Origin of the sequence: Ruegeria sp. HKCCD7221 (genome assembly GCF_013031225.1) — a bacterium.
GTDB lineage: Bacteria > Pseudomonadota > Alphaproteobacteria > Rhodobacterales > Rhodobacteraceae > Ruegeria.
On sequence record NZ_WPZE01000004.1, the window covers coordinates 62,207 to 87,261 of the forward strand.

Sequence of the window (25,055 nt, forward strand, 5' to 3'; positions counted from 1 at the left end):
TCATGTCCCGACAGAACTACACTTTCACTTCGGAATCCGTATCCGAAGGGCACCCGGATAAGGTTTGTGACCGGATTTCCGATGCCGTCCTAGACGCTTTTCTGAATGAAGAACCCGAAGCGCGCGTCGCGTGCGAAACCTTCGCAACGACTGACCGCGTTGTCATCGGCGGAGAAGTAGGTCTGTCTGATCAGGAAAAACTGCACGATTACATGGGCCGTATCGACGAGATCGCGCGCGCTTGTATCAAGGATATCGGCTATGAGCAGGACAAGTTTCACCATGAAACCGTCGAGGTGACGAACCTGCTGCACGAACAATCCGCGCATATTGCGCAAGGTGTTGATGCCTCGGGCGACAAGGACGAGGGCGCGGGCGATCAGGGGATCATGTTTGGTTATGCCACGACTGAAACCCCTGCGCTGATGCCAGCCCCGATCCAGTACTCCCACGCGATCCTGCGCCGTCTGGCCGAGGTTCGCAAAAACGGCACCGAGCCCGCGCTGGGTCCGGACGCGAAATCGCAACTGTCCGTCGTGTACCGTGACGGCAAGCCTGTGGGCGTCAGCTCGGTCGTGCTGTCGACACAGCATCTGGATGAGGCGCTGTCCTCGGACGATATCCGCGCGATTGTTGAGCCCTACATAACCGAAACTCTACCCGATGGCTGGCTGTCGGCCGACACAGAATGGCATGTGAATCCCACCGGCAAATTTGTGATCGGCGGCCCCGATGGCGATGCGGGCCTGACCGGGCGCAAAATCATCGTGGACACCTATGGCGGTGCCGCGCCTCATGGCGGCGGTGCGTTCTCGGGCAAAGACCCAACCAAGGTGGACCGTTCGGCTGCTTACGCTGCACGCTATCTGGCCAAGAACGTGGTGGCCGCGGGCATGGCGGAACGCTGCACGATTCAGCTCAGCTATGCGATTGGCGTATCCAAGCCTTTGTCGATCTATGCGGATACGCATGGTACTGGGCAGATTTCGGATGCCGAGATCGAAAAAGCCGTCGGTCAGGTGATGGACCTGACGCCGCGCGGCATTCGCCAGCACCTGCGGATGAACAAGCCGATCTACCAGCGCACGGCGGCTTATGGCCACTTTGGCCGTGAACCCGACGCGGATGGCGGTTTCAGTTGGGAACGCACCGATCTGGTGGACGCCCTGAAATCGGCTGTCTGATTGTTATCCAAAGGTGCGCCCTAACGGGCGCGCTCTATTCTGATGCTTTTTGGGGGCGGCGGGTCTGTTGAGTGGACCGGGCCGCCCTCTTGTGTCCGTGGTGTCTGCACAGTATGGGCTTCGCCCATGAGCAACCAGACACCCCAACGCCCCCGCAGAAACTTTTACGGCCGCTTCAAGGGCAAGACCCTGAAGCCCAGTCAAAAGACGTATCTAAGTGAAGACCTCGATGCGTTGTCCCCCGGCGCGGTCGATTGGGAGAGTAACCCCGAACGCGCGCCGCTGGATCTGCAGGCGCTGTTTGGCGGACGGGATGTTTGGCTTGAGGTCGGTTTTGGCGGCGGTGAGCATCTGGTGCATCAGGCTGCCTGCAACCCCGGTATCGGTATTATAGGTGCCGAGCCCTACATCAACGGCGTCGCGATGTTGCTGGGCAAAATCCGGCAGGCGGGGGTTGAGAACCTCGCCGTTCATCCCGGCGATGCACGTGATCTGTTTGACGTGTTGCCAGAGGCCAGTATCTCGCGCGCCTTCCTTCTCTATCCCGACCCATGGCCCAAAACGCGGCACCACCGCCGCCGCTTTGTGACGCAAGAACATCTGGAGCCACTTGCCCGCGCCTTGAAGCCGGGTTCAATCTTTCGGGTGGCGACGGACATTCCTGATTATGTCCGCCAGACGCTTGAGGAAGTGCCACGCGCGGGTTTTGAGTGGTTGGCCGAGGGTCCTACCGATTGGCGTGAGCCTTGGGGCGATTGGATTTCCACCCGCTATGAACAAAAGGCCCTGCGCGAGGGACGCGTGCCCCATTACCTGACCTTCCGCCGCAAGGGCTGATTGTCGCTGGACCATCTGGCCCCAATTCGCTAAGCGGCTAAGGCACTGATAGCGAAAACAGGAGCCCCCATGTCCGGACACGGTACGCCCATCCCGATGACCTCGCATCCCTGCGGCCCGTTGACCGGTACGGCAGAGGTGCCCGGCGACAAGTCGATCTCGCACCGTTCGCTGATTTTGGGTGCGATGGCGGTGGGTGAGACGAAGATCTCCGGTCTGCTGGAAGGTGAGGACGTTCTGGATACTGCCAAGGCCATGCGCGCCTTTGGGGCCGAGGTGACAGATCACGGTGGCGGTGAATGGACGGTGCATGGCGTGGGTGTCGGCGGCTTTGCTGAACCTGATCAGGTGATCGATTGCGGCAACTCGGGCACGGGTGTGCGACTGATCATGGGTGCGATGGCGACTTGTCCGATTAGCGCGACGTTTACTGGCGACGCGAGCCTGAACAAACGCCCCATGGCGCGAGTGACGGATCCGTTGGCTCTGTTCGGGGCGCAGGCCGTTGGACGCTCGGGCGGACGTTTGCCGATGACCATCGTCGGCGCGGCTGAACCTGTTCCGGTGCGCTATGAGGTTCCCGTTCCGTCGGCGCAAGTGAAATCCGCCGTGCTGCTAGCAGGTCTGAATGCGCCGGGCAAAACCGTGGTGATCGAGAAAGAGGCCACCCGTGACCATTCCGAACGGATGCTGGCCGGGTTCGGTGCAGAGATTACCGTTGAAGATACGGATGAAGGCCGGGTGATCACTCTGACCGGTCGTCCTGAGTTGAAACCGCAGGTGATTGCCGTGCCGCGTGATCCGTCCAGCGCTGCCTTTCCAGTTTGCGCGGCGCTGATCACGCCCGGCTCGGATGTGTTGGTGCCGGGTATTGGCCTGAACCCGACCCGGGCGGGCCTCTTTACCACGCTGCGGGAGATGGGCGCAGACCTGACCTATGAGAACGAGCGTGAAGAGGGCGGCGAGCCTGTTGCCGATCTACGCGCGAAATACTCACCAAATATGAAGGGCATCAATGTGCCGCCGGAACGTGCGGCCTCGATGATCGACGAATATCCGGTGCTGTCCGTGGTCGCGGCCAATGCCACTGGCACCACGATGATGGGCGGCGTGAAAGAGCTGCGGGTCAAGGAAAGCGACCGGATCGACGCCATGGCCCGTGGTCTGCGCGCCAATGGCGTGACCGTGGATGAGGGCGAGGACTGGTGGTCGGTCGAGGGGCTGGGCATCGGCAACGTCCCCGGCGGCGGCACCTGCGAGAGCTTTCTGGATCACCGTATCGCCATGTCCTTCATGGTGATGGGCATGGGCGCAAAAACGCCGGTCTCGGTCGATGATGGCGGCCCGATCGCGACCTCGTTCCCGATCTTTGAACCGCTGATGGCGGCACTGGGTGCCAAGGTGGACCGCACGTGAGCTTCACGGTTGCCATAGACGGGCCTGCAGCGGCGGGGAAGGGGACGATTTCGAAAGGGGTTTCGGCTCATTTCGGGTTCGCGCATCTGGACACCGGCCTACTGTACCGTGCGGTTGGCCGCCGGACACTTGACGGGATGGAACCGGTCGCAGCCGCTCAGGCTTTAACTGCTGAAGAGTTAGGGCAGGGCGATCTACGCACCGCCGAAATCGCTCAGGCCGCGTCAAAGGTCGCTGTGATCCCTGAGGTTAGGTCGGCACTTGTGGACTTTCAGCGCAGTTTCGCAACCCGCCCCGGAGGCGCCGTTCTGGACGGGCGCGATATCGGGACGGTGATCTGCCCCGAGGCTGAGGTTAAGCTGTTTGTCACCGCCAGCGCCGAGGTTCGGGCAGAGCGGCGGTATCTGGAACTCAGCGCTAATGGGTCCGACACAACCCGCGCGCAGGTTCTGCAAGATGTCCGTGAACGCGACGCCCGCGATGCCGAGCGCAGCACGGCCCCGATGAAACCTGCGGAGGATGCTGTGCTGCTGGATACATCGAATCTGAGTATCGAAGCGGCGTTGGCCGAGGCGATTGCCATAGTTGAAGACGCCAAACGCAAGGTGTTTTAGAACCTTGGTGGCTCTCACGATTTTGGGAACGCTCCTCACCAAGCTTTGTTTGGTCAGTCGCCTCAGGGCTGCGTAGGGTGGATTGGTAATCCGCAGGAGCGATACCATGATCCGATTGACCTTAGCTCTGATTTTTCTGGCTGGAAGTCTGGCTGCGCAAGAAGCCGAGCCACCCATGACCTATGAGCGTCTTGGGAAGATAATTTTTGCGCTGGATCCGGACGCGCAACCCCAAGGGCCGGGTTTCCAAATGACCGTGTCGGATGTTTCGGTTTTGGTGATCACGGATATCAACGCGGATCGGATGCGGGCGATGGTTTCCATCAGCAGCGCCGCTGATTTGTCGGCTGCGGACCTTCAACGCATGATGCAGGCGAATTTCGACAGCACTCTGGACGCGCGCTATGCCATTGCCAACGGCACGTTGTGGGCCGCATTCATTCACCCCCTGTCCAAACTAGATAAGGACCAACTGATTTCGGGGCTGGCCCAAACCGTGAATATCGCCAAGACGTATGGCACCCTGTATTCAGGCGGCGCTGCCGAATTCGGAGGGGGCGACAGCCAGGATCTTCAGCGTGAGCTGATTGATGAGCTGCTTAAGAAGGGCGAGGAAATCTAATCCAACTAGGGATTTGCACTATTCGTAACGCTGGGATTGCCAATAGTTGCCAGCCCGCAAAAACGGTTGAAACCGGGGCAACTTTGATGAGTTTAGCCGGTGTCATAGCGGTGATGGGATGGGGGAATCTTCACGGATTGTCACAGCTTTGAACATGCTGACAACCAAGGAGGCCTAGGCCCTAGCGAGGTATCGGAAAGCTGGTATAGTCCCCTGAAATATTGAGGGGGAGAGCTAAATGAACAACCGTTTGCGTAAAATCACTATTGTGGGCGGCGGCACCGCAGGTTGGATGACCGCGCTGATCCTTGAGATGGTGTTTTCTCGCACGTCAGCGCCAAAGGACCGACCGCGCATCTGCCTGATCGAAAGCCCGAATATTTCGACGGTGGGGGTGGGAGAGGCTACCGTGCCGCGCATGCCGGTTACGCTCCGGCAGGCGGGGATTGCCGAGCGGGACTTTTTCCGCGAGACAAACGCGTCGTTTAAACTGGGTGTGAAGTTCTGTAACTGGAACAACGACGCCAAGGGCAACCGCATCGACTATATGAACCCTTTTGCTCATGGCCAGATGCTGGAAGGGCTGGAGGCGGCCGAATATTTCCTGCGCTTTGGCAACGGGGATCGGGACTTTACGCAATCAATCTCGCCGCACGATGATCTGGCTCGTATGTGCAAAGGCGCGCGGCCACTGGGTGCACCGGAATTCGAACAACGGTTCGGCTTTGCATACCACCTGGACGCTGTGAAATTCGCGGGGATGTTGACGAAGGTCTGCACCAAGCGCGGGGTTGAGCATATTCAGGATGAGGTCCAATCGGTCGAACTGGACGAGCAGGGCAATGTCAGCCATCTGATGCTGGAGCGCAAAGGCCGCCACGATATCGAGATGGTTGTGGATTGCACCGGGTTCCGGGGGCTGATCATTAATCAGGCTCTGGGTGAGCCGTTCATGGATTATTCGGACTACCTGCCCAATGACCGGGCCATGGCCTTGCAGGTCGAACATCCTGACCCCGAAAAGATCGAAAGCGCCACGCGGTCTACGGCGCTGGGGGCTGGTTGGACGTGGCGGGTTCCATTGTTCAATCGTGTAGGCACGGGCTATGTGTATTCCTCGGCGCATCGCACGGATGATCAGGCGGCGGATGAATATCTTGAATGGCTGAGCGACAGCGGCAAAGGTTTGACGCCGCGTGTGATCCCAATGCGGGTTGGACGGGTGCGCAATGCATGGGTCAAGAACTGCGTGGCCATCGGATTGTCCGGTGGGTTTATCGAGCCGTTGGAAAGCACCGCGATTCATATGATCGACCACGCGGTGCGCTGGTTCGCCGAACATCTGCCGACGCAGGCGATCGAACCGTCTTTGCGGGCGCGGTACAACCGACAGATGGACAAGCTTTATGACGAGGTGCTCGAATTCATCTGTCTGCACTATCGCTTGGGTAACCGCACGGATGATCAATATTGGATCGATGCCCGGACCGAGATGAAAATACCCGACCGGTTGGCCGAGAACCTCGAGCTGTGGCAGCACCGCTTGCCGATGCAGCACGATGTTGAGTTCGCGACGCTGTTTGATCACCGCGTTTACCAGACGGTGCTGTTGGGCAAGCAAGTCTACGATACAGGCTATGGCACAGGCATTCGTGATCGGGTGCGGCCTTTGAAAAAGCCGATCTGGTTCCAGTGGTGGAAGGGCGCGAAAGTGGACCTTGCGCAGATTCTCAAATCTATGCCGGATCACAAGACCCTGTTGCGCGATATCCGAGGAGAGCTGGAAAAGCCCGCCTTTGGCAAAGCGGTGGCTGCGAAGCCGACGGTTGCGATGCCGGGTGCGAAACCTGCGCCGGTGGCCGTTCAGAACATGCCCAACTTCGCTGAAATCCAGAGCGGCGCAAAGGATTTGCAGTTGTTCTAGAAATTGCCTGTGAGCCGGGCGGTGAAATTCGCCCGGCCGCTGGGCCGTTTGTCGGCAGGTATTGCAGGTTATAGCGCGTATCGCCCGTTATAACTTGCAGCGCCTTGGCGAACCCGCTATATAGCGCGCGTCGACAAGGCGATTTGAGCCATAAAACAATGAGACGAGCAGGGTCGGAAACAACCGGCCCTCTTTGTTTTGCGGCATATGTCAGGTCGTCTGACCAATCCACTAAGACCGGCGGAGACAACCGCTCGGCCAGCAAAAACGTACTGTAAAGGAAAACAACGCCACATGGCTAACGCATCCATGGAGGAATTCGAAGCCCTCCTTAATGAAAGCTTCGAAATGGACACACCCGAAGAGGGTTCTGTTGTCAAAGGCAAGGTTCTGGCTATCGAAGCCGGCCAAGCCATCATCGACGTAGGCTACAAAATGGAAGGCCGCGTTGATCTGAAAGAATTCGCAAATCCCGGCGAAGCCCCCGAAATCGCTGTAGGTGACGAGGTTGAAGTTTACCTGCGCGCCGCAGAAAACGCCCGTGGCGAAGCTGTCATCTCGCGCGAGATGGCCCGCCGTGAAGAGGCATGGGACCGTCTGGAAAAAGCATATGCCGACGACCAGCGCGTCGAAGGTGCTATCTTTGGTCGCGTCAAAGGTGGCTTCACCGTCGATCTGGGTGGCGCAGTTGCGTTCCTGCCCGGCTCGCAGGTTGATGTTCGCCCTGTGCGCGACGCTGGCCCGCTGATGGGTCTGAAGCAGCCGTTCCAGATTCTGAAAATGGACCGTCGTCGTGGCAACATCGTTGTTTCGCGCCGCGCAATCCTGGAAGAATCGCGTGCCGAACAGCGTGCCGAAGTTATCGGCAACTTGTCCGAAGGTCAGACCGTCGAGGGTGTTGTCAAGAACATCACCGAATACGGTGCGTTCGTTGACTTGGGCGGCGTCGACGGCCTGCTGCACGTCACCGACATGGCATGGCGTCGTGTGAACCACCCGTCCGAGATCCTGACGATCGGCGAAACCATCAAGGTTCAGGTCATCAAGATCAACAAAGAGACCCACCGCATCAGCCTGGGCATGAAGCAGCTGCAGGAAGATCCGTGGGATCTGGTTGCTGCAAAATACCCGCTGGGCTCGGTCCATCAGGGTCGTGTCACCAACATCACCGACTACGGCGCGTTCGTCGAGCTGGAAGCCGGTGTCGAAGGTCTGGTGCACGTGTCCGAGATGTCCTGGACCAAGAAAAACGTCCACCCCGGCAAGATCGTTTCGACCAGCCAGGAAGTCGACGTCATGGTTCTGGAAATCGACGGCGCGAAGCGTCGCGTGTCTCTGGGCCTGAAGCAGACCATGCGCAACCCATGGGAAGTGTTTGCAGAAACACACCCCGAGGGCACCGAGGTCGAAGGCGAAGTCAAGAACATCACCGAATTCGGTCTGTTCATTGGTCTCGAAGGCGACATCGACGGCATGGTACACCTGTCCGACCTGTCTTGGGACGAGCGCGGTGAAGACGCGATCCAGAACTACCGCAAAGGCGACATGGTTTCGGCCGTCGTTTCGGAAGTTGACGTCGAAAAAGAGCGTATCTCTCTGTCGATCAAAGCACTGGGCGGTGACAAGTTCGCCGAAGCCGTGGGCGGCGTGAAACGTGGCTCGGTCATCACCGTTGAAGTTACCGCAATCGAAGATGGCGGTATCGAGGTCGAGTATGAAGGCATGAAATCCTTCATCCGCCGTTCGGACCTGTCGCGTGACCGTGCCGAGCAGCGCCCCGAGCGTTTCAACACTGGCGACAAGGTCGACGTCCGCGTCACCAACGTCGACAGCAAGACCCGCCGTCTGGGCCTGTCGATCAAAGCACGCGAGATCGCAGAAGAGAAAGAGGCCGTGGAACAGTACGGTTCTTCCGACTCGGGCGCATCGCTGGGCGACATTCTGGGTGCAGCGCTGAAGTCCGGCGACTAAGCCCCGGTCATCAGCCAAAACCTAATTCACGGCCTCGCGCATATGCGCGGGGCCGTTTTTGTTGCGAATCAATATGTTCCAAAATTTGCGATCAGTTTGCGCATCACGCTCTCAATTCGAGCCCATTTCCTGTAAACCAGCAAAAAATCGTGTGAGTTTTAAGCAAAATTAAGGCTTTGCGCCCAGAGTCAACATTCCCCCAATCCGGGTTTCTTTCTATACTGCCCAGATTAGTAGACATGGTTAACCGGTCGCCTGGGAGGGTAGCGCACATGATCCGTTCAGAACTGATTCAGAAAATTGCCGACGAAAATCCGCATCTCTATCAGCGTGATGTTGAGCGTATCGTGAATACCGTGTTCGAAGAAGTTACGGATGCCATGGCGCGTGGCGATCGCGTTGAACTGCGCGGATTTGGCGCGTTTTCGGTCAAGCAGCGCGATGCCCGCGTGGGCCGCAATCCCAGAACGGGTGAAACTGTTCAGGTTGAAGAAAAATGTGTTCCATTTTTCAAGACGGGCAAGTTGCTAAGGGATCGTTTGAACGGTAAAGCCTAGGCCATGATGCGCTACCTTCGATATGCTTTTCTGGCGATCCTCGGGATCGTTCTGATTTCGGTTTCTCTTGCCAACCGCGAAACCGTGGAATTGACGCTGATGCCACAGGCCTTTGCCGATCTGCTTGGCTTCAATTTCAGTGCGTCGCTGCCATTGTTCCTTGTGGTTCTGGGCGGCGTGGTTGCTGGCCTTGTCATTGGTTTCCTGTGGGAATGGCTGCGTGAGCACAAGCACCGCCGCGATGCAACTGCCAAGACAAGCGAAGTCCGCAAGCTTGAGCGTGAGGTCAAAAAGCTCAAGAAAAAGCAGAACGAAGGTAAAGACGAAGTTCTTGCGCTGCTGGACGAAGCCAGCTGAGGCCATCTGATGCCGGAAATTTCCGTCAAAATCTGCGGCCTGACCGCACCTGATCACGTGCGCGCAGCGGCCGAGGCCGGGGCACGGTACCTTGGGTTCAATTTTTTCCTGAAGTCCCCCCGCTATGTCTCGCCCGCGCAAGCGGCCGCGTTAATGCAGGCCGTGCCGGTTGGTGTGGCTAAAGTGGCCTTGGTGGTGAACGCTTCGGACGAGGAACTGGACAGTATCACCGGGGCGGCCCCGTTTGATATGTTGCAGTTGCACGGGTCCGAAAGCGTTGACCGTGTGCGTGAAATCAAAGCGCGCTATGGTTTGCCTGTGATTAAGGTGATCGGGGTAGCCGATGCCGAAGATTTGGCCGCAATCGACGAATACAGCGACGTTGCCGATCAGCTTTTGATTGACGCCAAGCCGCCCAAGAATGCGGTCTTGCCAGGCGGCAATGGGCTGGCCTTTGATTGGCGGTTGTTGGCCGGACGCAAGTATTGGCGCAAACCGTGGATGCTGGCAGGTGGTCTGAACCCGGACAACGTGGCCGAAGCGATCCGCATGACGGGCGCGCGTCAGGTTGATGTGGCCTCCGGCGTGGAAAGCGCGCCGGGTGTCAAGGACCCTGCCCTGATCAGCGCGTTCATTAAGGCCGCTCAATAGCGCCGCTCTGGGTGTCGCGACGTACGTTTTGCCATGGCAAATCCCGCAGCTACCTCCTATGAACAACGGGTACGACGATGGAGACAGCCATGGCCAACGATCTTTTCAATTCCTTTATGTCCGGCCCCGACGAACAGGGACGTTTCGGCATATTCGGAGGGCGATTTGTCAGCGAGACGCTGATGCCTCTGATCCTGTCGCTGGAAGAGGAATATGAGAAGGCCAAGGATGATCCGACCTTCTGGGCCGAGATGGACGATTTGTGGGCCAACTATGTGGGTCGACCCTCGCCGCTGTATTTCGCGGAACGTCTGACGCAGCATCTGGGCGGAGCCAAGATTTACCTGAAACGTGATGAGCTGAACCATACTGGCGCGCATAAGATCAACAACGTGCTGGGTCAGATCATTCTGGCGCGGCGCATGGGCAAGACCCGGATCATCGCCGAAACCGGGGCAGGGCAGCACGGCGTGGCCACTGCCACCGTCTGCGCCAAATTCGGCCTAAAATGCGTGGTTTATATGGGCGCCCATGACGTGCAGCGTCAGGCGCCAAACGTGTTCCGTATGCGCCTGCTGGGCGCCGAGGTGATTCCGGTGACCTCAGGCCGTGGTACGTTGAAAGACGCGATGAATGACGCGCTGCGCGACTGGGTGACCAATGTGCGCGACACGTTCTATTGCATCGGCACCGTGGCCGGTCCGCACCCATACCCGGCGATGGTCCGTGACTTCCAGTCGATCATCGGCAAGGAAGCCAAGGAACAGATGCACAAGGCCGAAGGCCGTCTGCCCGACACGATCATCGCCGCCATCGGCGGTGGGTCGAACGCGATGGGGCTGTTCTATCCGTTCCTTGACGACAAATCCGTCAACATCATTGGTGTTGAGGCTGGTGGTAAAGGCGTCAATGAAAAAATGGAACATTGCGCGTCGCTGACCGGCGGTCGCCCCGGCGTGCTGCACGGTAACCGCACCTATCTGCTGCAGGATGATGACGGGCAGATTCTTGAGGGCTATTCGATTTCGGCCGGTTTGGATTACCCCGGTATCGGACCGGAACATTCGTGGTTGAATGACATTGGCCGCGCCAGCTATGTCTCGATCACCGATAAAGAGGCGTTGGAGGCGTTCCAACTGTGCTGCGCGACCGAAGGCATTATTCCCGCGCTTGAACCCAGCCACGCGCTTGCCCATGTGATGAAGATTGCGCCGGAACTACCCAAAGATCACCTGATCTGCATGAACATGTGCGGACGCGGCGACAAGGATGTACAGACCGTGGCCAAGTATCTGAATTTCGATATGTCGGATACCGAAGGACGCACGGCAGATTAACCTTTTGGTTCGACTAAGAAACGGCGCGCCATTTGGCAGCGCCGTTTTTGAACCCGGAGCTCGTATAGGTGGGGCAGGAGATCCTTGCCTGACCCGTTAGTCTAGTGCCGCCTTCTCCTGTAAGACGCGTAGCGGCACAACGTCCAACGCCCTTTGATGTGTTGCTTCAAGATGCACCATGGGCGCGCAACCTTCGTCATAGGCTTGGAGGAACCGCCCGGCGCACAGGCACCAGCTATCGCCCGGTTTGAGACCCGCAAAGTCGAACTCGGGGCGTGGCGTGCTCAGGTCGTTTCCAACATATTTCGAATACGCGAGAAACTCGGCTGTCATGACTGCGCAAACAGTGTGGCTGCCCTGATCCTCGGGGCAGGTGTTGCACGCCCCGTCCCGGAAAAAACCGGTCAGGGGATCGCGCGAGCAGGGAGCCAGAACACCCCTCAGCACATTTATGCTGTCCTGCTTCTGCATGACGCCATCTTACAGGCTTTGCGCAATTTTGCGGAACATTTCGATATTTTCTTCGTTCACGCCCGCATCGCGAAAGTTGCGGTCTGCCCCGGTTGAAACGATCAGAACATCGCGGGCTTGGTCGAAATAGATATATTGGCCGTAAACACCACGAGCCAGAAACTCTCCCTCATGCGCGCCGACCGGGATCCACCATTGATAGCCATATCCGATTTTCCCTGCCTCAGTCGGTGCGCTGGGCGCGACCGCTTCGGCGATCCATTCGGCAGGGATAAGTTGCTGATCATTATGTGACCCATTCTGCAAAACAACCTGCCCAAATCGGGCAAAGTCGCGGGTGGTGAAATTCAGCCCACCCAACACGAACGCGACCCCAGCGCCGTCCGTCACGTAATAGCCATCCTGCTCCAGCCCGAGCGGTTGCAAGATCCGATCCGTCAGCAATTCAGCAACGCTGCGTCCGGTGGCGCCACGGATCACCATTCCGATGACATGCGTATCAATCGAGACATACTGCCAGGTTTCCCCGGGTGTGGTGAAGCTGTCCTGGAGCGAGGCTGCAAAGTCGTCCAGCTCGCCACCCAGCGCAAGCACCCGGCCCATCCGGTTAATGTCGGAATCGTAATCCAGATAGTCCTCGTTGAACGTCACGCCACTGGCCATGTTCAACACATTGCGTATCGTGGCACCGTCATAGGCCGAGCCTTCCAAGTCCGGTGCGTATTTTGTGACCGGGTCATCAAGCGAGTCGATTGCACCTTCGGCCAGAAGGATACCCAACAGGGAAGAGAGATAGCTTTTAGCGACCGACCACGAAATGCGCCGATCATCCGGCCCGGTGTCCAAATAATATTCCTCGAACCGGATCTGCCCATCCTGCATCACCAGCAAAGATGTTACGGTGCGGTCCTCGATCCAGCCGTCGGTGCCTTCGGGCAAATCGAAGCCCGGCCCGTAAGGCAGCTCCCAAGTTGGGCCGTCCCCACGTGGCAAGTCCACCTTTAGGAAGGCTTCGTCCATATGAGAGAAATTGTGGACGATCTTGTCCTCAGAGAACAAGGAGTTGACGGCCATAAGGCGTTGGATTTCTTCGCGTTTCCAGAAGCCAACAACAGCCGAGGCTAGCACTAGCATCAAAACGATGCGCAGCACCCATTTCAAAAAGGTTCTCATCCATTTCCTCCCATATTCGGGTGGTATTGGAACGCGATTGGGTGGGATCCGCAAATGGTACGTTGCGGCAATGTCAGTGTGTCTATTTGAATTTGTCCAACAGCCGTTGCATGGCCGATCGGTCGTCGCGTGTCGGCTGTGAATCTGGTTGTGAAATCGGCTTCGCAGTCGGCTTGGCAGGCTCAGAGGGGGACTTTGAAGACCGTGGCGGGGCTGTGCGCAAGGCGACAGCGTTCATGAACTTGCCGCCCTCTCCGTCAGCCAGATGTCCAGCACCGTCGGACACACCACGCAGGACGTCATCCAACCAGTCGCTGTCGGCCTTGGCGAAGTCACCCAAAACATAAGGTGAGACCATTTCCTTGCGCCCGGGATGACCGATCCCCAGTCGCACCCGGTCATAAGCCGGGCTGATATGTTCGTGGATCGAGCGCAGCCCATTATGGCCAGCATGCCCTCCACCTGCTTTGACCCGAACTTTGCCTGGCGCAAGGTCCAGCTCATCATGGAAAACGGTCACGTCGGTCGAGTCGAGCTTGTAAAAGCGCATCGCCTCGCCAACGGACTGGCCCGAACGGTTCATGAAAGTCTGTGGTTTAATCACAAGAACCTTTTCACCGCCCAGCCGCCCTTCGGCAATTTCGGCCTGGAACTTTGATTTCCACGGCCCGAAACCGTGATCATCCGCGATCCTGTCGACAGCCATAAAGCCAATATTATGCCGGTTTCGGGCATATTTTGATCCTGGATTACCCAAGCCGACAAACAGCTTCATTCCCACGTCCTTACTTTGCGCACCGAACTTCAATTGGTTGATGGCATGGATCAGGGGCAGTTTTCCAGCCCGTTCAGGCCGAAAGAAAAGACGGGACCCAAGGGCCCCGTCCGGAAAATCTGGAACGTCGTGTCCGGATTTATTCTTCGGCTTCTTCCTTGCCGACGACTTCGACCTCATCAGGTGCCACTTCGCCCTCTTCACCTTCTTCGTCGTCGCTGGACGACAGGCCAGTCGGTGCCGAGATGTTGGCGATCACGAAGTCACGGTCGATGGTTGGCTTGGTGCCTGCAGGCAGGTCAACCGACGAGATGGTGACAACGTCGTTGATGTTCAGACCGGTCAGATCAACAGTGATCTTCTCGGGAATTTCACCAGCGGTGCACATCAGTTCGACTTCAGGACGGACAACGGTCAGAACGCCGCCCTTCTTGATGCCGGGCGCTTCTTCTTCGTTGACGAACTCAACGGGGATGAACAGCGCGATCTTGGTGGTCCGACGCAGGCGCATCAGGTCCAGATGGGTCGGCAGGTCTTTGACAACGTCACGCTGTACGTCGCGGCAGATGACGCGCACGTCTTCGTGGCCTTCAACCTTCAGGTTCCACAGGGTCGACTTAAAGCGGCCCGCTTTCAGGCGCTTGAACAGAACGTTGAACGGGATGTTGATCGGCAGCGGTTCTTTGTCGCCACCAAATACAATGCCCGGAACCATGCCGTCGCGGCGTGCTTGACGAGCGGCGCCCTTGCCTGTCCCCGTCCGTTCCAGAGCTACGAGATCAGGAATCTCACCAGCCATGATATATTCTCCAATGTTAGGGCGGGCATCCTCCAAGGCTGTATGCCCGCGTGAAGCCGCGTCCATAGCTTGATTCACTGCAATTGGAAAGGGCTTTTTGCGGGATCAGTTTTATTGCGAGGCTCTGCCTCGCGCTCCGGGATATTTAAGGCCAGATGAATGAAGGTTTCCTGCTTCATCTGGCTAAAAATATCCCGGGGGAGTCGCCTAAAGGGCGGCGGGGGCAGAGCCCCCCTAAACCCGATGGTCAGCCTTGCCAGCGACCGCCGAAATCCTCGGGGACCAAAAGGTTGTGGCGGCCCAAGTCGCCAACGTGGCGCTCACCGCACAGCGCCATCGTGGTATCAAGCTCTTTATGAATGACATCCAGCGCGGTCGTAACGCCTTTTTGCCCCATTGCGCCCAGCCCATAGACAAAGGCGCGGCCGATATAGGTGCCCTTTGCACCCAGAGCCAATGCTTTGAGCACGTCTTGGCCCGAGCGAATGCCGCTGTCCAGGTGAACCTCGACATCACCGCCGACCGCATCCATGATTTCCGGCAAAACGCGGATTGAACTGAGCGCCCCGTCCAACTGGCGTCCACCGTGATTTGACACGACGATGGCGTCGGCCCCCAACTTGGCTGCCATCTTTGCATCCTCGGCGTCCAGTATGCCCTTAAGGATCACTTTGCCGCCCCATTGCTCCATCAGCTTTTCGACTTTTTTCCAGTCAAGGCTGGGGTCAAACTGTTCCGCTGTCCAAGCGCCGAGTGAGGAAGCATCCGACACCCCTTCGGCGTGGCCAACGATATTGCCGAATTCCCGCCGATGCGCGCCCAGCATTTCAATGCCCCACGCCCATTTGGTCATTAGATTGGCGACGGTTTTTGCAGTCAGTTTTGGCGGGGCAGACAGGCCGTTTTTCAGGTCCTTGTGCCGTTGGCCAAGAATTTGCAGGTCCAGAGTGATAACAAGGGCCGAGCAGTTCGCGTCTTTTGCGCGTTGGATCAGGCGTCCGACGTAGTCCTGATCTTTCATTGTATAGAGCTGGAACCAGAATGGTTTTGTCGTGTGTTCGGCCACATCTTCGATCGAGTTGATTGACATGGTGGACAGCGTGAAGGGAACGCCGAATTCTTCGGCGGCTTTGGCAGCCTTCATCTCTCCGTCGGCGTGTTGCATCCCGGTCAATCCGACGGGGGCCAATGCAACCGGCATCGCAACGTCTTGACCAATCATTTGTGATGCGGTCGAGCGCCCGGCCATGTCCACGGCGACGCGTTGGCGCAGGCGGATATCTTCGAAATCCGAGCTGTTTTCGCGGAACGTTTGTTCTGTCCAGCTTCCGCTTTCGGCGTAGTCGAAAAACATCCGTGGGACGCGCCGTTCGTAGATCCGTTTAAGGTCTTCTATGTTTGTGATGACTGGCATTTGGCTTTGGCCTTTTGAATTGGTTCTTTTTTCTTACCAATTATTAGGGGGCGCCGCAACGTCGCATGTCTGCGGTCCGTTACCGCGCCGAAGGAACGCAAAAAAACCGCGGGTGGTATAGGCCAGCCGCGGTTGATCTTATCTTAGGGTTTGTCAGTGTTTTCAGGCCGAATGGGCCCCGTCGGCCAGCGTTTTTACAAAGCTCAGTACGTCGGAAACCGGTTTGCCCGAGGCGATCTGGCTAACGATCGCGGACCCAACCACCGCGCCGTCTGCCACAGAAGCGATCGCGCGGGATTTTTCGGGTGTATTGATTCCAAAGCCGACAATGACAGGCAGATCCGTTGCTGCCTTAATCCGGGCGACCTCGGGGCCGACATTCGTTGCTTGCGCTTCGGCGGCGCCTGTGATCCCCGTGATCGAGACGTAGTATACAAAGCCCGATGTATTTTGCAGAACGCGGGGCAGGCGCTTATCGTCGGTAGTCGGGGTTGCAAGACGGATAAAGTTCAAACCCGCCGCCTGCGCAGGCAGGCAGAGCTCTTCGTCTTCTTCAGGGGGAAGGTCTACGACGATCAGCCCGTCAATACCCGCAACCTTGGCATCGGCCAAAAACTTGTCGACCCCCCGGCTGTAGATCGGGTTGTAGTACCCCATCAACACGATGGGGGTCGTATCATCCGTCTCGCGGAAGGCGCACGCCAGATCCAGAGTTCTTTGCAAGGTCATACCACCGTCCAGGGCACGCTGTCCGGCGGCCTGAATCGTCGGGCCGTCGGCCATGGGATCGGTGAATGGCAGGCCAAGTTCGATCACATCGACACCTGCGCCCGGCAGCCCCTTCACGATTTCGAGCGAAGTATCGAAATCAGGGTCTCCGGCCATGATGTAGGCGACAAAGGCTTTCTTGTTTTCGGCCTTCAGAGCGGCAAACTTGGCGTCGATACGGGTCATCAGCAGTCCTTGCAAACAGGTTTGAACCTGATGTGCAGAAACTTTGCGCGGAAATCAATCCCGCCGGGCCAGATTGGCTTAGAACCCGTAGTGATATCGGAGGAACAGGGCATTCACACCGGGGTTGAAGCTTTCGGTGCTGGCATTGGACTTGTGCGTTACGGCCAGAGAAATAGCGTTGCCGCTGTCCAAATTGTAGCCAACACCCAGAAGGCTGCGAATTTGGAAGCTGCCGCCCAAGTCATTGTTGTCATTGGATGCGTTGTAATAGCCGGGCAGGACGCTGAGTTCGGCGAACCAGCGGTCCGAGAATGAGTAGACGCCGATCAAACCCGCACCGATATGCGTGTCGCCATCGACATCAACCGTCAGTGCTGCCCCCCAGCCCGCACTGAACCGGGTGGCCTGGTGAAACGGATTGTGCTGGTATTCCAGCGAAAAGATGGCCTGATCCTCGCCATTGCTATCGGAAAAATCAGCGTAGCCTGCTCCGAAGATTACCGATTGAGCGTGTGCTGTAGCCGCTGAAAGTAAGAAAGCAGTGAAAATAAGAAGGAAATTCATAATGCATCTTCGTCAATCTGTTCGCGATAAGTCCGACAATGATTACGTTTGGTCAACAAAATCAAGTCGCGATCAAGACACGCACTTTGACAGGGTTGTGATGTTGCAGATCGGACTCGAACCAAGTTGAGCGGTTGGGTTGCGCATTTGCCCTTACCTGAATAGAAGACGCCGTCGTATCGCTTCAGGAGGCCGAGATGGGCTTTAAAATGGGAATCGTGGGTCTGCCGAATGTTGGCAAGTCGACCCTGTTCAACGCGCTGACCAAGACTGCCGCGGCGCAGGCGGCGAATTTCCCGTTCTGCACCATCGAGCCGAATGTGGGCGACGTGGCCGTGCCTGATGAGCGTTTGGACAAGCTGGCGGCGATTGCGTCCTCGAAACAAATCATCCCGACGCGAATGACCTTCGTGGACATCGCCGGTCTGGTCAAAGGCGCCTCGAAAGGTGAGGGGCTGGGCAACCAGTTTCTGGCCAATATCCGCGAGACCGACGCGATTGCCCATGTGCTGCGCTGTTTCGAAGACGGCGATGTGACCCATGTGGATGGCCGCGTCGACCCGGTGGCCGATGCCGATACGATCGAGACCGAGCTGATGCTGGCCGATCTGGAAAGCATCGAAAAGCGCCGCGCCAACCTGGTGCGCAAGTTGAAGGGCAACGACAAAGAGGCGGCACAGCAAGATCGCCTGCTGGCCGAGGCGCAGGCGATGCTGGAAAACGGTAAACCCGCGCGTCTGGTCGAGGTCTCGGACGAAGACGCCAAGGCGTGGAAGATGCTGCAACTGCTGACCACCAAGCCGGTGCTCTATGTTTGCAACGTGTCTGAGGAAGAAGCGGCCGAGGGCAACGAATACTCGGCCAAGGTCGCTGAAATGGCCGCGACGCAGGGCAATTCCCACGTCATCATCAGCGCCAAGATCGAAGAAGAAATCAGCCTGTTGGAAGACGACGAAGCCCAGATGTTCCTTGAGGAAATGGGGCTGGAAGAGCCGGGCCTGGATCGTCTGATCCGCGCCGGTTACGACTTGCTGCACCTGGAAACCTATTTCACCGTCGGCCCGAAAGAGGCCCGCGCCTGGACCATCCGCACCGGCACCGCCGCCCCGCAGGCCGCTGGCGTGATCCACGGTGACTTTGAAAAGGGCTTCATCCGTGCCGAGACCATCGCCTATGACGACTACATCGCCGCCAATGGCGAGCAGGGCGCGAAAGAGGCTGGCAAGATGCGAGCAGAGGGCAAGGGCTACATCGTCAAGGACGGTGACGTGATGCATTTCCTGTTCAATACGTGAAGAAGTGCAATCGTTTCGGTAAATGTGCTATCTGAATCTGAGTTTTCCAAACTTGGTTCTATTCCGATGGGTAACGAAACAGTCGAAGCCAACAAAGCCGTAGTTCAAAGGTACATAGACGACATACAGAACGGCCATTCGCTTGATGCCATATGCGAGGTGTTCGCCGAGGATTTCATCGACCACACGGCAAGTGGTGGTGGTGCCTTTGTCGGGGGTATCGAAGGCTTGAAGCAAGGATATGCAAGCTTCTTAAGGGCCTTCCCTGATTTACATGCCTCGGTCGAAGCGCTGATCGCTGAGGGTGAAAAGGTTGTTGCCTATAAGACGCTGAGGGGAACTCATTCCGACGACTGGTTGGGCGTTCCTGCGACCGGGAGCGAGGTCGAGTTCAAGATTATCAGTATCTATAAAGTCAAGGACGGGAAGCTGTCAGAGTTCTGGGGGCTTCAGGATGAAGTTTCTCTTAGGCAGCAGTTGGAAAACAATCTGAACGGATAGGTCTGGGCGCAGTCACTTGCGGCTGAAAACTGCGTTTGGAACTGGGTTTTGGACAATCAGTCAAGTTACCAGCAAGGATATTCAAAGTTGCGCTTATTCCTGCAAATCGTTCTGTGATATCAGGTTGGCCCGTGACCCGAGATGTTCCCAAATGATAGAAATCCGCGACCTGCAACTCCTCAGCGCCTTGGCGCGGCATCAACACTTTGCCAAAGCCGCCGAGGAATGCGGGATTTCTCAACCTGCATTCTCGATGCGTATCCGCAATCTTGAGGATCGGCTGGGTGTCTCGATCGTTCGGCGGGCCAATCGGTTTCAGGGGCTGACGGAAGAAGGCGAAATGATTGTCCAGCGCGCGCGGCGTATTCTGGATGAAACCAAGGCGCTGGAACAGCAGGTGCAGGCATCCAAGGGTGAGATTACGGGGACGCTGATCCTGGGCGTGATTCCGACCGCGATTGCCTTTACTGGACGCCTGGTCAAACGCTTGCAGCAGGCCCATCCGCGCATCCTGTCGCGGATCGAAACCATGTCGGCGACCGCCATTCAGCATCGTCTGGACGAAGGCAGTCTGGATGCGGGCATCACCTATGGTGACAGTATCGGCACCGATCTGCGACAGGTACAGCCCTTGTACGAAGAAACCTATGTACTGCTGGTCCCAGCGCATATGACCGAGGATTCCGGCCCGATCCCATGGGCGCAGGTGGCCGAGTTTCCCCTGAGCCTACTTGAGCCGCAGATGCAGAACCGGCGCATTCTGGATCGCATTTTTGCCGAACAGGGCCTGCACCCGCATGTGGTGGCTGAAACCAGTGGTTTCACCGCCTCGATGGTCATGGCGCGCGAAGGGCTGGCAGCAACGGTTGTTCCCCGCGTGTTGGTGCGGGCTTTGGGTGATCTGAAGGGGACGAAGGTGCTGCCTCTGGTCGATCCAGTGGTCAGCAAACCGATCTGTCTGGCAACCCTCAGCCGTGATCCAGAACTGCCGACGGTCGAGGCGCTGAGGACGGTGGTCGCCTCATTGCGGTGATAATCTGTCGTTATCGTGCGATTAAAATATGCGATTTGACGATATGCTAGTCTGATGAGACACGGGGCCTTAATCGGAGGGCATCATGGCACCATTAGACACCAAGCCATCAGGCGCACCCAAGGGCGTCTGGAAGTCAGGTAAAGGAAAGGGGCGGCATACGCCCAAAGGCCGTCAGTTCACGGATGAGGCACAGGCCGAGATCATGCGCCTGCTGGGCGACCGCCCGCGCCGCCGCGATCTGCTGATCGAATTCCTACATTTGATTCAGGACGAACACGGCCATATCAGCGCCGATCACATAGCCGCGTTGGCGGTTGAAATGCGCATCGGTCAGGCCGAGATCTATGAAACCGCGACCTTCTATGCCCATTTCGACGTGGTGAAAGAAGGCGACACCCCTCCGCCCGCGCTGACGATCCGCGTCTGTGATTCCCTGTCCTGCGAAATGGCCGGTGCCCAGAAGTTGCAAAAGGCTTTGGAAGACGGGCTGGACCCCGCTGAAGTGCGCGTTGTGCGAGCGCCCTGCATGGGTCGTTGCGACACCGCGCCTGTGCTTGAGATCGGTCACAACCACATCGACCGCGCGACCCCTGAAAAGGTGCAGGCCGCGATTGCCGCCGATGACACCCATGCACATCTGCCCGATTACGAGGACTTTGGCGCGTATGAGGCCAATGGTGGCTACGCCAAGCTGAAAGAGCTGCGCGATCGTGGTGATTGGGAACAGGTACAGGACGATATCCTGTCCTCGGGCCTACGCGGTCTGGGTGGTGCGGGCTTCCCGTCGGGCAAGAAATGGGGCTTTGTTCGTATGAACGAAGGCCCGCGCTATCTGGCCGTTAACGGGGACGAGGGCGAACCCGGCACGTTCAAAGACCGTTACTATCTGGAGCGCACGCCGCATGTCTTCCTTGAGGGCATGCTGATCGCGGCCTGGGCGGTTGAGGCCGAGACCTGTTTTATCTACATGCGCGACGAATACCCTGCGGTGCTGGAGATTCTGCGCCGCGAGATCGCCGCGCTGGAAACTGCCGGGATTGTCGCGCCCGGTTATATCGACCTGCGCCGGGGCGCTGGCGCGTATATCTGCGGTGAAGAATCCGCGATGATTGAATCGATCGAGGGTAAAAAGGGCTTGCCGCGTCACCGCCCTCCGTTCGTGGCGCAGGTTGGGGTCTTTAACCGCCCGACCTTGGTGCACAATGTCGAGACTTTGTACTGGGTCACAAAGGTTTGCCGCGAGGGGCCGGAATGCCTCAACAGTACAGAAAAGAATGGCCGCAAGGGCCTGCGGAGCTATTCGGTCTCAGGCCGTGTGGCGAAGCCGGGTGTTTACCTGCTGCCTGCCGGATCGACCATTCTGGACGTGATCGAAGCTGCCGGGGGTATGGTAGAAGGCCAGACCTTTAAGGCGTATCAGCCGGGTGGCCCATCCTCTGGTCTACTGCCTGCGTCGATGGATGACATCCCGCTGGATTTCGACACGTTGCAACCGCATGGCACCTTTATCGGCTCCGCCGCCGTGGTGGTCCTGTCCGATCGGGACACCGCCCGCGACGCGGCGCTGAACATGCTGCGCTTCTTCGAAGACGAAAGCTGTGGTCAGTGTACGCCCTGCCGCGCGGGCTGCGAAAAGGCGGTCAAGTTGATGCAGGCCGACAAGTGGGACACCGATCTGCTGGAAGATCTGTGCCAGGTTATGGGCGATGCTTCGATCTGTGGTCTGGGGCAGGCTGCTCCGAACCCGATCCGCCTTGTGATGCAACACTTCGCCGACGAAATCTGAGGGGAGACAGAGCCATGCTAGACGCAAGCCCAACCAAGACCGTCACCTTCAACCTGAACGGCGAAGATGTCACCGTGCCCGAGGGCTGGACCATCTGGAAAGCCGCCAAGGGGCAGGGGTTCACCATCCCTCACCTGTGCCACAAGCCGCAGCCGGGCTATCGCCCCGACGGCAACTGCCGCGCCTGTATGGTCGAGGTGGAAGGCGAGCGCACTCTGGTCGCCTCGTGCATCCGTCCTGCAGCGGATGGGATGGTCGTGAAGACTGACAGCGACCGCGCCGAGAAATCTCGCGCAATGGTTATGGAACTGCTGGTCGCGGACCAGCCCGAAGAAGCGCACGACGCCTCCAGCCATTTCTGGGACATGGCCAAGCTGAACGATGTAAGCGAGAGCCGTTTCCCGGCGAAAGAGGCCGAAAAGATTCCGCTGCTGGATGCCAGCCACGTTGCGATGCGCGTCAATCTGGACGCCTGCATCAACTGCAACCTCTGCGTTCGCGCCTGTCGTGATGTGCAGGTGAATGACGTGATCGGCATGGCCGGTCGTGGTCATACGGCGCAGGTGGTGTTCGACCAGAACGACCCGATGGGCGATTCGACCTGTGTGGCCTGCGGCGAATGCGTGCAGGCTTGCCCGACTGGTGCGCTGATGCCCGCTACCGTGCTTGACGATCAGCAGAAAGGTGACAGCAAAGACTACGATTCTGAGACAGAAAGCGTCTGCCCGTTCTGCGGTGTGGGCTGCAAGGTCTCGCTGAAGGTCAAGGACGGCAAGGTCAAATATGTCGAGGGCATCAACGGCCCCGCCAACGAAGGCCGTTTGTGTGTCAAAGGCCGGTTTGGTTTCGACTATATCCACCACCCGCACCGCCTGACCACGCCGCTGATCCGGCGTGAGGATGCGCCTGAGAAGGGGCTGAATGTCGATCCGTCGGACCTGTCGACCCATTTCCGCGAAGCGACCTGGGACGAGGCGATGGAGCTTGCGGCCTCCAAACTGGTGGCTCTGCGCGACGAAGATCCGCGCAGCGTTGCGGGTTTTGGCTCGGCCAAATGCACCAACGAAGAAGCCTACCTGTTCCAGAAGTTCATCCGTCAGGGCTTCAAGCACAACAATGTTGACCACTGCACCCGTCTATGCCACGCGTCGTCGGTGGCCGCTCTGATCGAGAACGTGGGATCGGGCGCGGTGACCGCTACCTTCAACGAGATCGAAAACTCGGATGTGGCAATCATCATCGGGGCCAACCCGATCGAAAACCACCCCGTCGCCGCGACCTATTTCAAGCAGTTCACCAAACGGGGCGGCAAGCTGATCGTGATGGACCCGCGCGGCGTTGGGATGCGGAAGTTCGCAGATGAGATGCTGCAGTTCCGCCCGGGGGCCGATGTTTCGATGCTGAACGCGATCATGAATGTGATCGTCGAGGAAGAGCTCTATGACAGCCAATACATCCACCGCTGGACCGAGAACTGGGAGGCCGAGAAAGAGCATCTGCGCGCCTTCACGCCCGAGGCGATGTCGCCGATCTGTGGCATCGAACCGGATCAGTTGCGCCGTGTCGCGCGCACCTTTGCGCAGGCCAAGGCTGGTCTGATCTTCTGGGGGATGGGCGTCAGCCAGCACATTCACGGCACGGACAACTCGCGCTGCCTGATCAGCCTTGCTCTGATGACTGGCAACGTCGGTAAACCCGGCGCAGGTCTGCACCCGCTGCGGGGTCAGAACAATGTGCAGGGGGCCTCGGACGCGGGTCTGATCCCGATGTTCCTGCCGGACTACCAGAGCGTGACTGACGATGGCGTCCGCGCCAAGTTCAACGACGTTTGGAACTCGGACGATTTCTCGAACGAGAAGGGGCTGACTGTCACCGAGATCATTGATCAAGCCTATGCCGGCAACATCAAAGGCATGTATGTCATGGGCGAAAACCCGGCCATGTCCGACCCTGATGTGAACCACGCCCGCGACGCGCTGGCCAAGCTGGACCTGATGATCGTGCAGGATATCTTCCTGACCGAAACGGCGAATTATGCTGATATCATCCTGCCTGCCTCGGCGCTCTATGAAAAGAACGGCACGGTGTCGAATACCAACCGTCAGGTACAGCGGGTGCGTCCCGCCGTGACCCCTCCGGGGGAGGCGCGTGAGGATTGGAAGATCACTGTCGAACTGGCGCAGCGCATCGGGCTGAACTGGGACTATACCGATGTGTCTCAGGTCTTTGCCGAGATGAAGCTAACGATGGCCTCGCTCGACAACATCACGTGGGACCGGTTGGAGAGTGAAACGATCACCTATCCGTCCTTGTCGGAAACCGATCCGGGTCAGTCCATTGTGTTTGGTGATGGCTTCCCGCGTGCAGACGGCAAGGCGAAATTCACCCCGGCCAGCGTCATCCCGCCCGATGAAGCCCCGGATGAGGAGTATCCGATGATCGCCACCACGGGTCGCCAGTTGGAACATTGGCACACCGGGTCGATGACGCGACGCGCTACGGTTCTGGACGCCGTGGAACCCGAAGCAAACTGTTCGATGAACCCGCGCACGCTCAGGCTGATGGGGATCGAACCGGGCGAGACCATCCGCCTGACAACGCGTCGCGGGACGATCGAGATCATGGTGCGTGCCGACCGCGCAATCGCGGAGGACATGGTGTTCGTCCCCTTTGCCTATGTCGAGGCGGCGGCGAACATCCTGACCAACTCGGCCATTGACCCTTATGGCAAAATCCCCGAGTTCAAGTTCTCGGCCATCCGCGTTGAAAAAATCGAAGACGCCATCGCGGCGGAATAGGTAGAAAAGGCGGTCCCAG

General features: G+C 58.1%; 23 protein-coding genes. 16 read left to right on the forward strand and 7 right to left on the reverse strand.

Translation table 11 applies throughout. The annotated features are described in order from the left end of the window. Positions 1 to 2 precede the first annotated feature (2 nt). The 11 genes from metK (at position 3) to trpB (ending at position 11,470) form a co-directional block, all read left to right on the forward strand. Complete coding sequence (gene metK, locus GOX73_RS11415) at positions 3 to 1,184, forward strand: methionine adenosyltransferase (protein ID WP_171125800.1); 1,182 nt, start codon at positions 3 to 5, stop codon at positions 1,182 to 1,184. A gap of 126 nt (positions 1,185 to 1,310) precedes the next feature. Continuing rightward, entirely contained in the window at positions 1,311 to 2,021 is a 711-nt protein-coding gene (locus tag GOX73_RS11420) for a tRNA (guanosine(46)-N(7))-methyltransferase TrmB (RefSeq protein ID WP_171125798.1), read from the forward strand. A gap of 69 nt (positions 2,022 to 2,090) precedes the next feature. After that, on the forward strand, positions 2,091 to 3,437 hold the full coding sequence (gene aroA, locus GOX73_RS11425; protein ID WP_171125797.1) for a 3-phosphoshikimate 1-carboxyvinyltransferase: 1,347 nt from the start codon (positions 2,091 to 2,093) through the stop codon (positions 3,435 to 3,437). Continuing rightward, on the forward strand, positions 3,434 to 4,051 hold the full coding sequence (gene cmk / locus GOX73_RS11430) for a (d)CMP kinase (protein ID WP_171121780.1): 618 nt from the start codon (positions 3,434 to 3,436) through the stop codon (positions 4,049 to 4,051). The genes aroA and cmk overlap by 4 nt, the downstream gene beginning before the upstream one ends. Before the next feature lie 106 nt (positions 4,052 to 4,157). Then, positions 4,158 to 4,673, forward strand: coding sequence for a hypothetical protein (locus tag GOX73_RS11435; RefSeq protein ID WP_171125795.1), 516 nt, complete (start codon positions 4,158 to 4,160; stop codon positions 4,671 to 4,673). 238 nt (positions 4,674 to 4,911) lie between these two features. Further along, a complete protein-coding gene (locus tag GOX73_RS11440; protein WP_171125793.1) occupies positions 4,912 to 6,597 on the forward strand; it encodes a tryptophan halogenase family protein in 1,686 nt (561 codons plus the stop codon). Positions 6,598 to 6,891: 294 nt separating this feature from the next. Continuing rightward, positions 6,892 to 8,568, forward strand: coding sequence for a 30S ribosomal protein S1 (gene rpsA / locus GOX73_RS11445; RefSeq protein ID WP_170462358.1), 1,677 nt, complete (start codon positions 6,892 to 6,894; stop codon positions 8,566 to 8,568). 272 nt (positions 8,569 to 8,840) lie between these two features. Further along, the gene (ihfB, locus tag GOX73_RS11450) at positions 8,841 to 9,125 is read left to right on the forward strand and encodes an integration host factor subunit beta (protein WP_037310872.1); all 285 of its coding nucleotides are present in this window, start codon (positions 8,841 to 8,843) and stop codon (positions 9,123 to 9,125) included. A 6-nt stretch (positions 9,126 to 9,131) separates the two neighbouring features. After that, on the forward strand, positions 9,132 to 9,482 hold the full coding sequence (locus GOX73_RS11455) for a lipopolysaccharide assembly protein LapA domain-containing protein (protein WP_171122323.1): 351 nt from the start codon (positions 9,132 to 9,134) through the stop codon (positions 9,480 to 9,482). A 9-nt stretch (positions 9,483 to 9,491) separates the two neighbouring features. After that, the gene (locus GOX73_RS11460) at positions 9,492 to 10,133 is read left to right on the forward strand and encodes a phosphoribosylanthranilate isomerase (protein ID WP_171125790.1); all 642 of its coding nucleotides are present in this window, start codon (positions 9,492 to 9,494) and stop codon (positions 10,131 to 10,133) included. Positions 10,134 to 10,222: 89 nt separating this feature from the next. Further along, a complete protein-coding gene (gene trpB, locus GOX73_RS11465) occupies positions 10,223 to 11,470 on the forward strand; it encodes a tryptophan synthase subunit beta (RefSeq protein ID WP_171125788.1) in 1,248 nt (415 codons plus the stop codon). Between the two features lie 96 nt (positions 11,471 to 11,566). Here the strand turns inward: trpB and GOX73_RS11470 are convergent, their stop codons facing one another. The 7 genes from GOX73_RS11470 to GOX73_RS11500 all read right to left on the reverse strand — a co-directional run bounded on the left by GOX73_RS11470 (position 11,567) and on the right by GOX73_RS11500 (position 17,620). Beyond that, complete coding sequence (locus GOX73_RS11470; RefSeq protein ID WP_171125786.1) at positions 11,567 to 11,941, reverse strand: DUF2237 family protein; 375 nt, start codon at positions 11,939 to 11,941, stop codon at positions 11,567 to 11,569. A 9-nt stretch (positions 11,942 to 11,950) separates the two neighbouring features. Next, positions 11,951 to 13,114 carry a serine hydrolase gene (locus GOX73_RS11475; protein WP_171125783.1) on the reverse strand — a complete coding sequence of 388 codons (1,164 nt, stop codon included), beginning with the start codon at positions 13,112 to 13,114 and terminating at the stop codon, positions 11,951 to 11,953. An 82-nt stretch (positions 13,115 to 13,196) separates the two neighbouring features. Next, a complete protein-coding gene (gene pth / locus GOX73_RS11480; RefSeq protein ID WP_171125781.1) occupies positions 13,197 to 13,889 on the reverse strand; it encodes an aminoacyl-tRNA hydrolase in 693 nt (230 codons plus the stop codon). A gap of 139 nt (positions 13,890 to 14,028) precedes the next feature. Beyond that, positions 14,029 to 14,688 carry a 50S ribosomal protein L25/general stress protein Ctc gene (locus GOX73_RS11485; protein ID WP_171125779.1) on the reverse strand — a complete coding sequence of 220 codons (660 nt, stop codon included), beginning with the start codon at positions 14,686 to 14,688 and terminating at the stop codon, positions 14,029 to 14,031. A gap of 247 nt (positions 14,689 to 14,935) precedes the next feature. Next, positions 14,936 to 16,102, reverse strand: a complete 1,167-nt coding sequence (locus GOX73_RS11490; protein ID WP_171125777.1) for an alpha-hydroxy acid oxidase — start codon at positions 16,100 to 16,102, stop codon at positions 14,936 to 14,938. Between the two features lie 162 nt (positions 16,103 to 16,264). Next, positions 16,265 to 17,056: a tryptophan synthase subunit alpha gene (gene trpA, locus GOX73_RS11495; RefSeq protein WP_171125775.1), complete on the reverse strand. Its 792-nt coding sequence runs from the start codon at positions 17,054 to 17,056 to the stop codon at positions 16,265 to 16,267. A 78-nt stretch (positions 17,057 to 17,134) separates the two neighbouring features. Then, positions 17,135 to 17,620 (reverse strand): acyloxyacyl hydrolase, encoded by a 486-nt coding sequence (locus GOX73_RS11500; protein WP_171125773.1) that lies wholly within the window; start codon positions 17,618 to 17,620, stop codon positions 17,135 to 17,137. A 197-nt stretch (positions 17,621 to 17,817) separates the two neighbouring features. On the opposite strand from GOX73_RS11500, the gene ychF reads away from it, so the two are divergent. The 5 genes from ychF (at position 17,818) to fdhF (ending at position 25,036) form a co-directional block, all read left to right on the forward strand. Next, positions 17,818 to 18,915, forward strand: coding sequence for a redox-regulated ATPase YchF (gene ychF / locus GOX73_RS11505; RefSeq protein ID WP_171125771.1), 1,098 nt, complete (start codon positions 17,818 to 17,820; stop codon positions 18,913 to 18,915). Positions 18,916 to 18,981: 66 nt separating this feature from the next. Then, a complete protein-coding gene (locus GOX73_RS11510; RefSeq protein ID WP_171121793.1) occupies positions 18,982 to 19,416 on the forward strand; it encodes an ester cyclase in 435 nt (144 codons plus the stop codon). Positions 19,417 to 19,567: 151 nt separating this feature from the next. Next, positions 19,568 to 20,449, forward strand: coding sequence for a LysR family transcriptional regulator (locus GOX73_RS11515; RefSeq protein WP_171125769.1), 882 nt, complete (start codon positions 19,568 to 19,570; stop codon positions 20,447 to 20,449). Between the two features lie 85 nt (positions 20,450 to 20,534). Further along, on the forward strand, positions 20,535 to 22,238 hold the full coding sequence (locus GOX73_RS11520; RefSeq protein ID WP_171125767.1) for an NAD(P)H-dependent oxidoreductase subunit E: 1,704 nt from the start codon (positions 20,535 to 20,537) through the stop codon (positions 22,236 to 22,238). A 14-nt stretch (positions 22,239 to 22,252) separates the two neighbouring features. After that, positions 22,253 to 25,036, forward strand: coding sequence for a formate dehydrogenase subunit alpha (gene fdhF, locus GOX73_RS11525; RefSeq protein ID WP_171134900.1), 2,784 nt, complete (start codon positions 22,253 to 22,255; stop codon positions 25,034 to 25,036). The last annotated feature ends 19 nt before the right edge of the window (positions 25,037 to 25,055 follow it).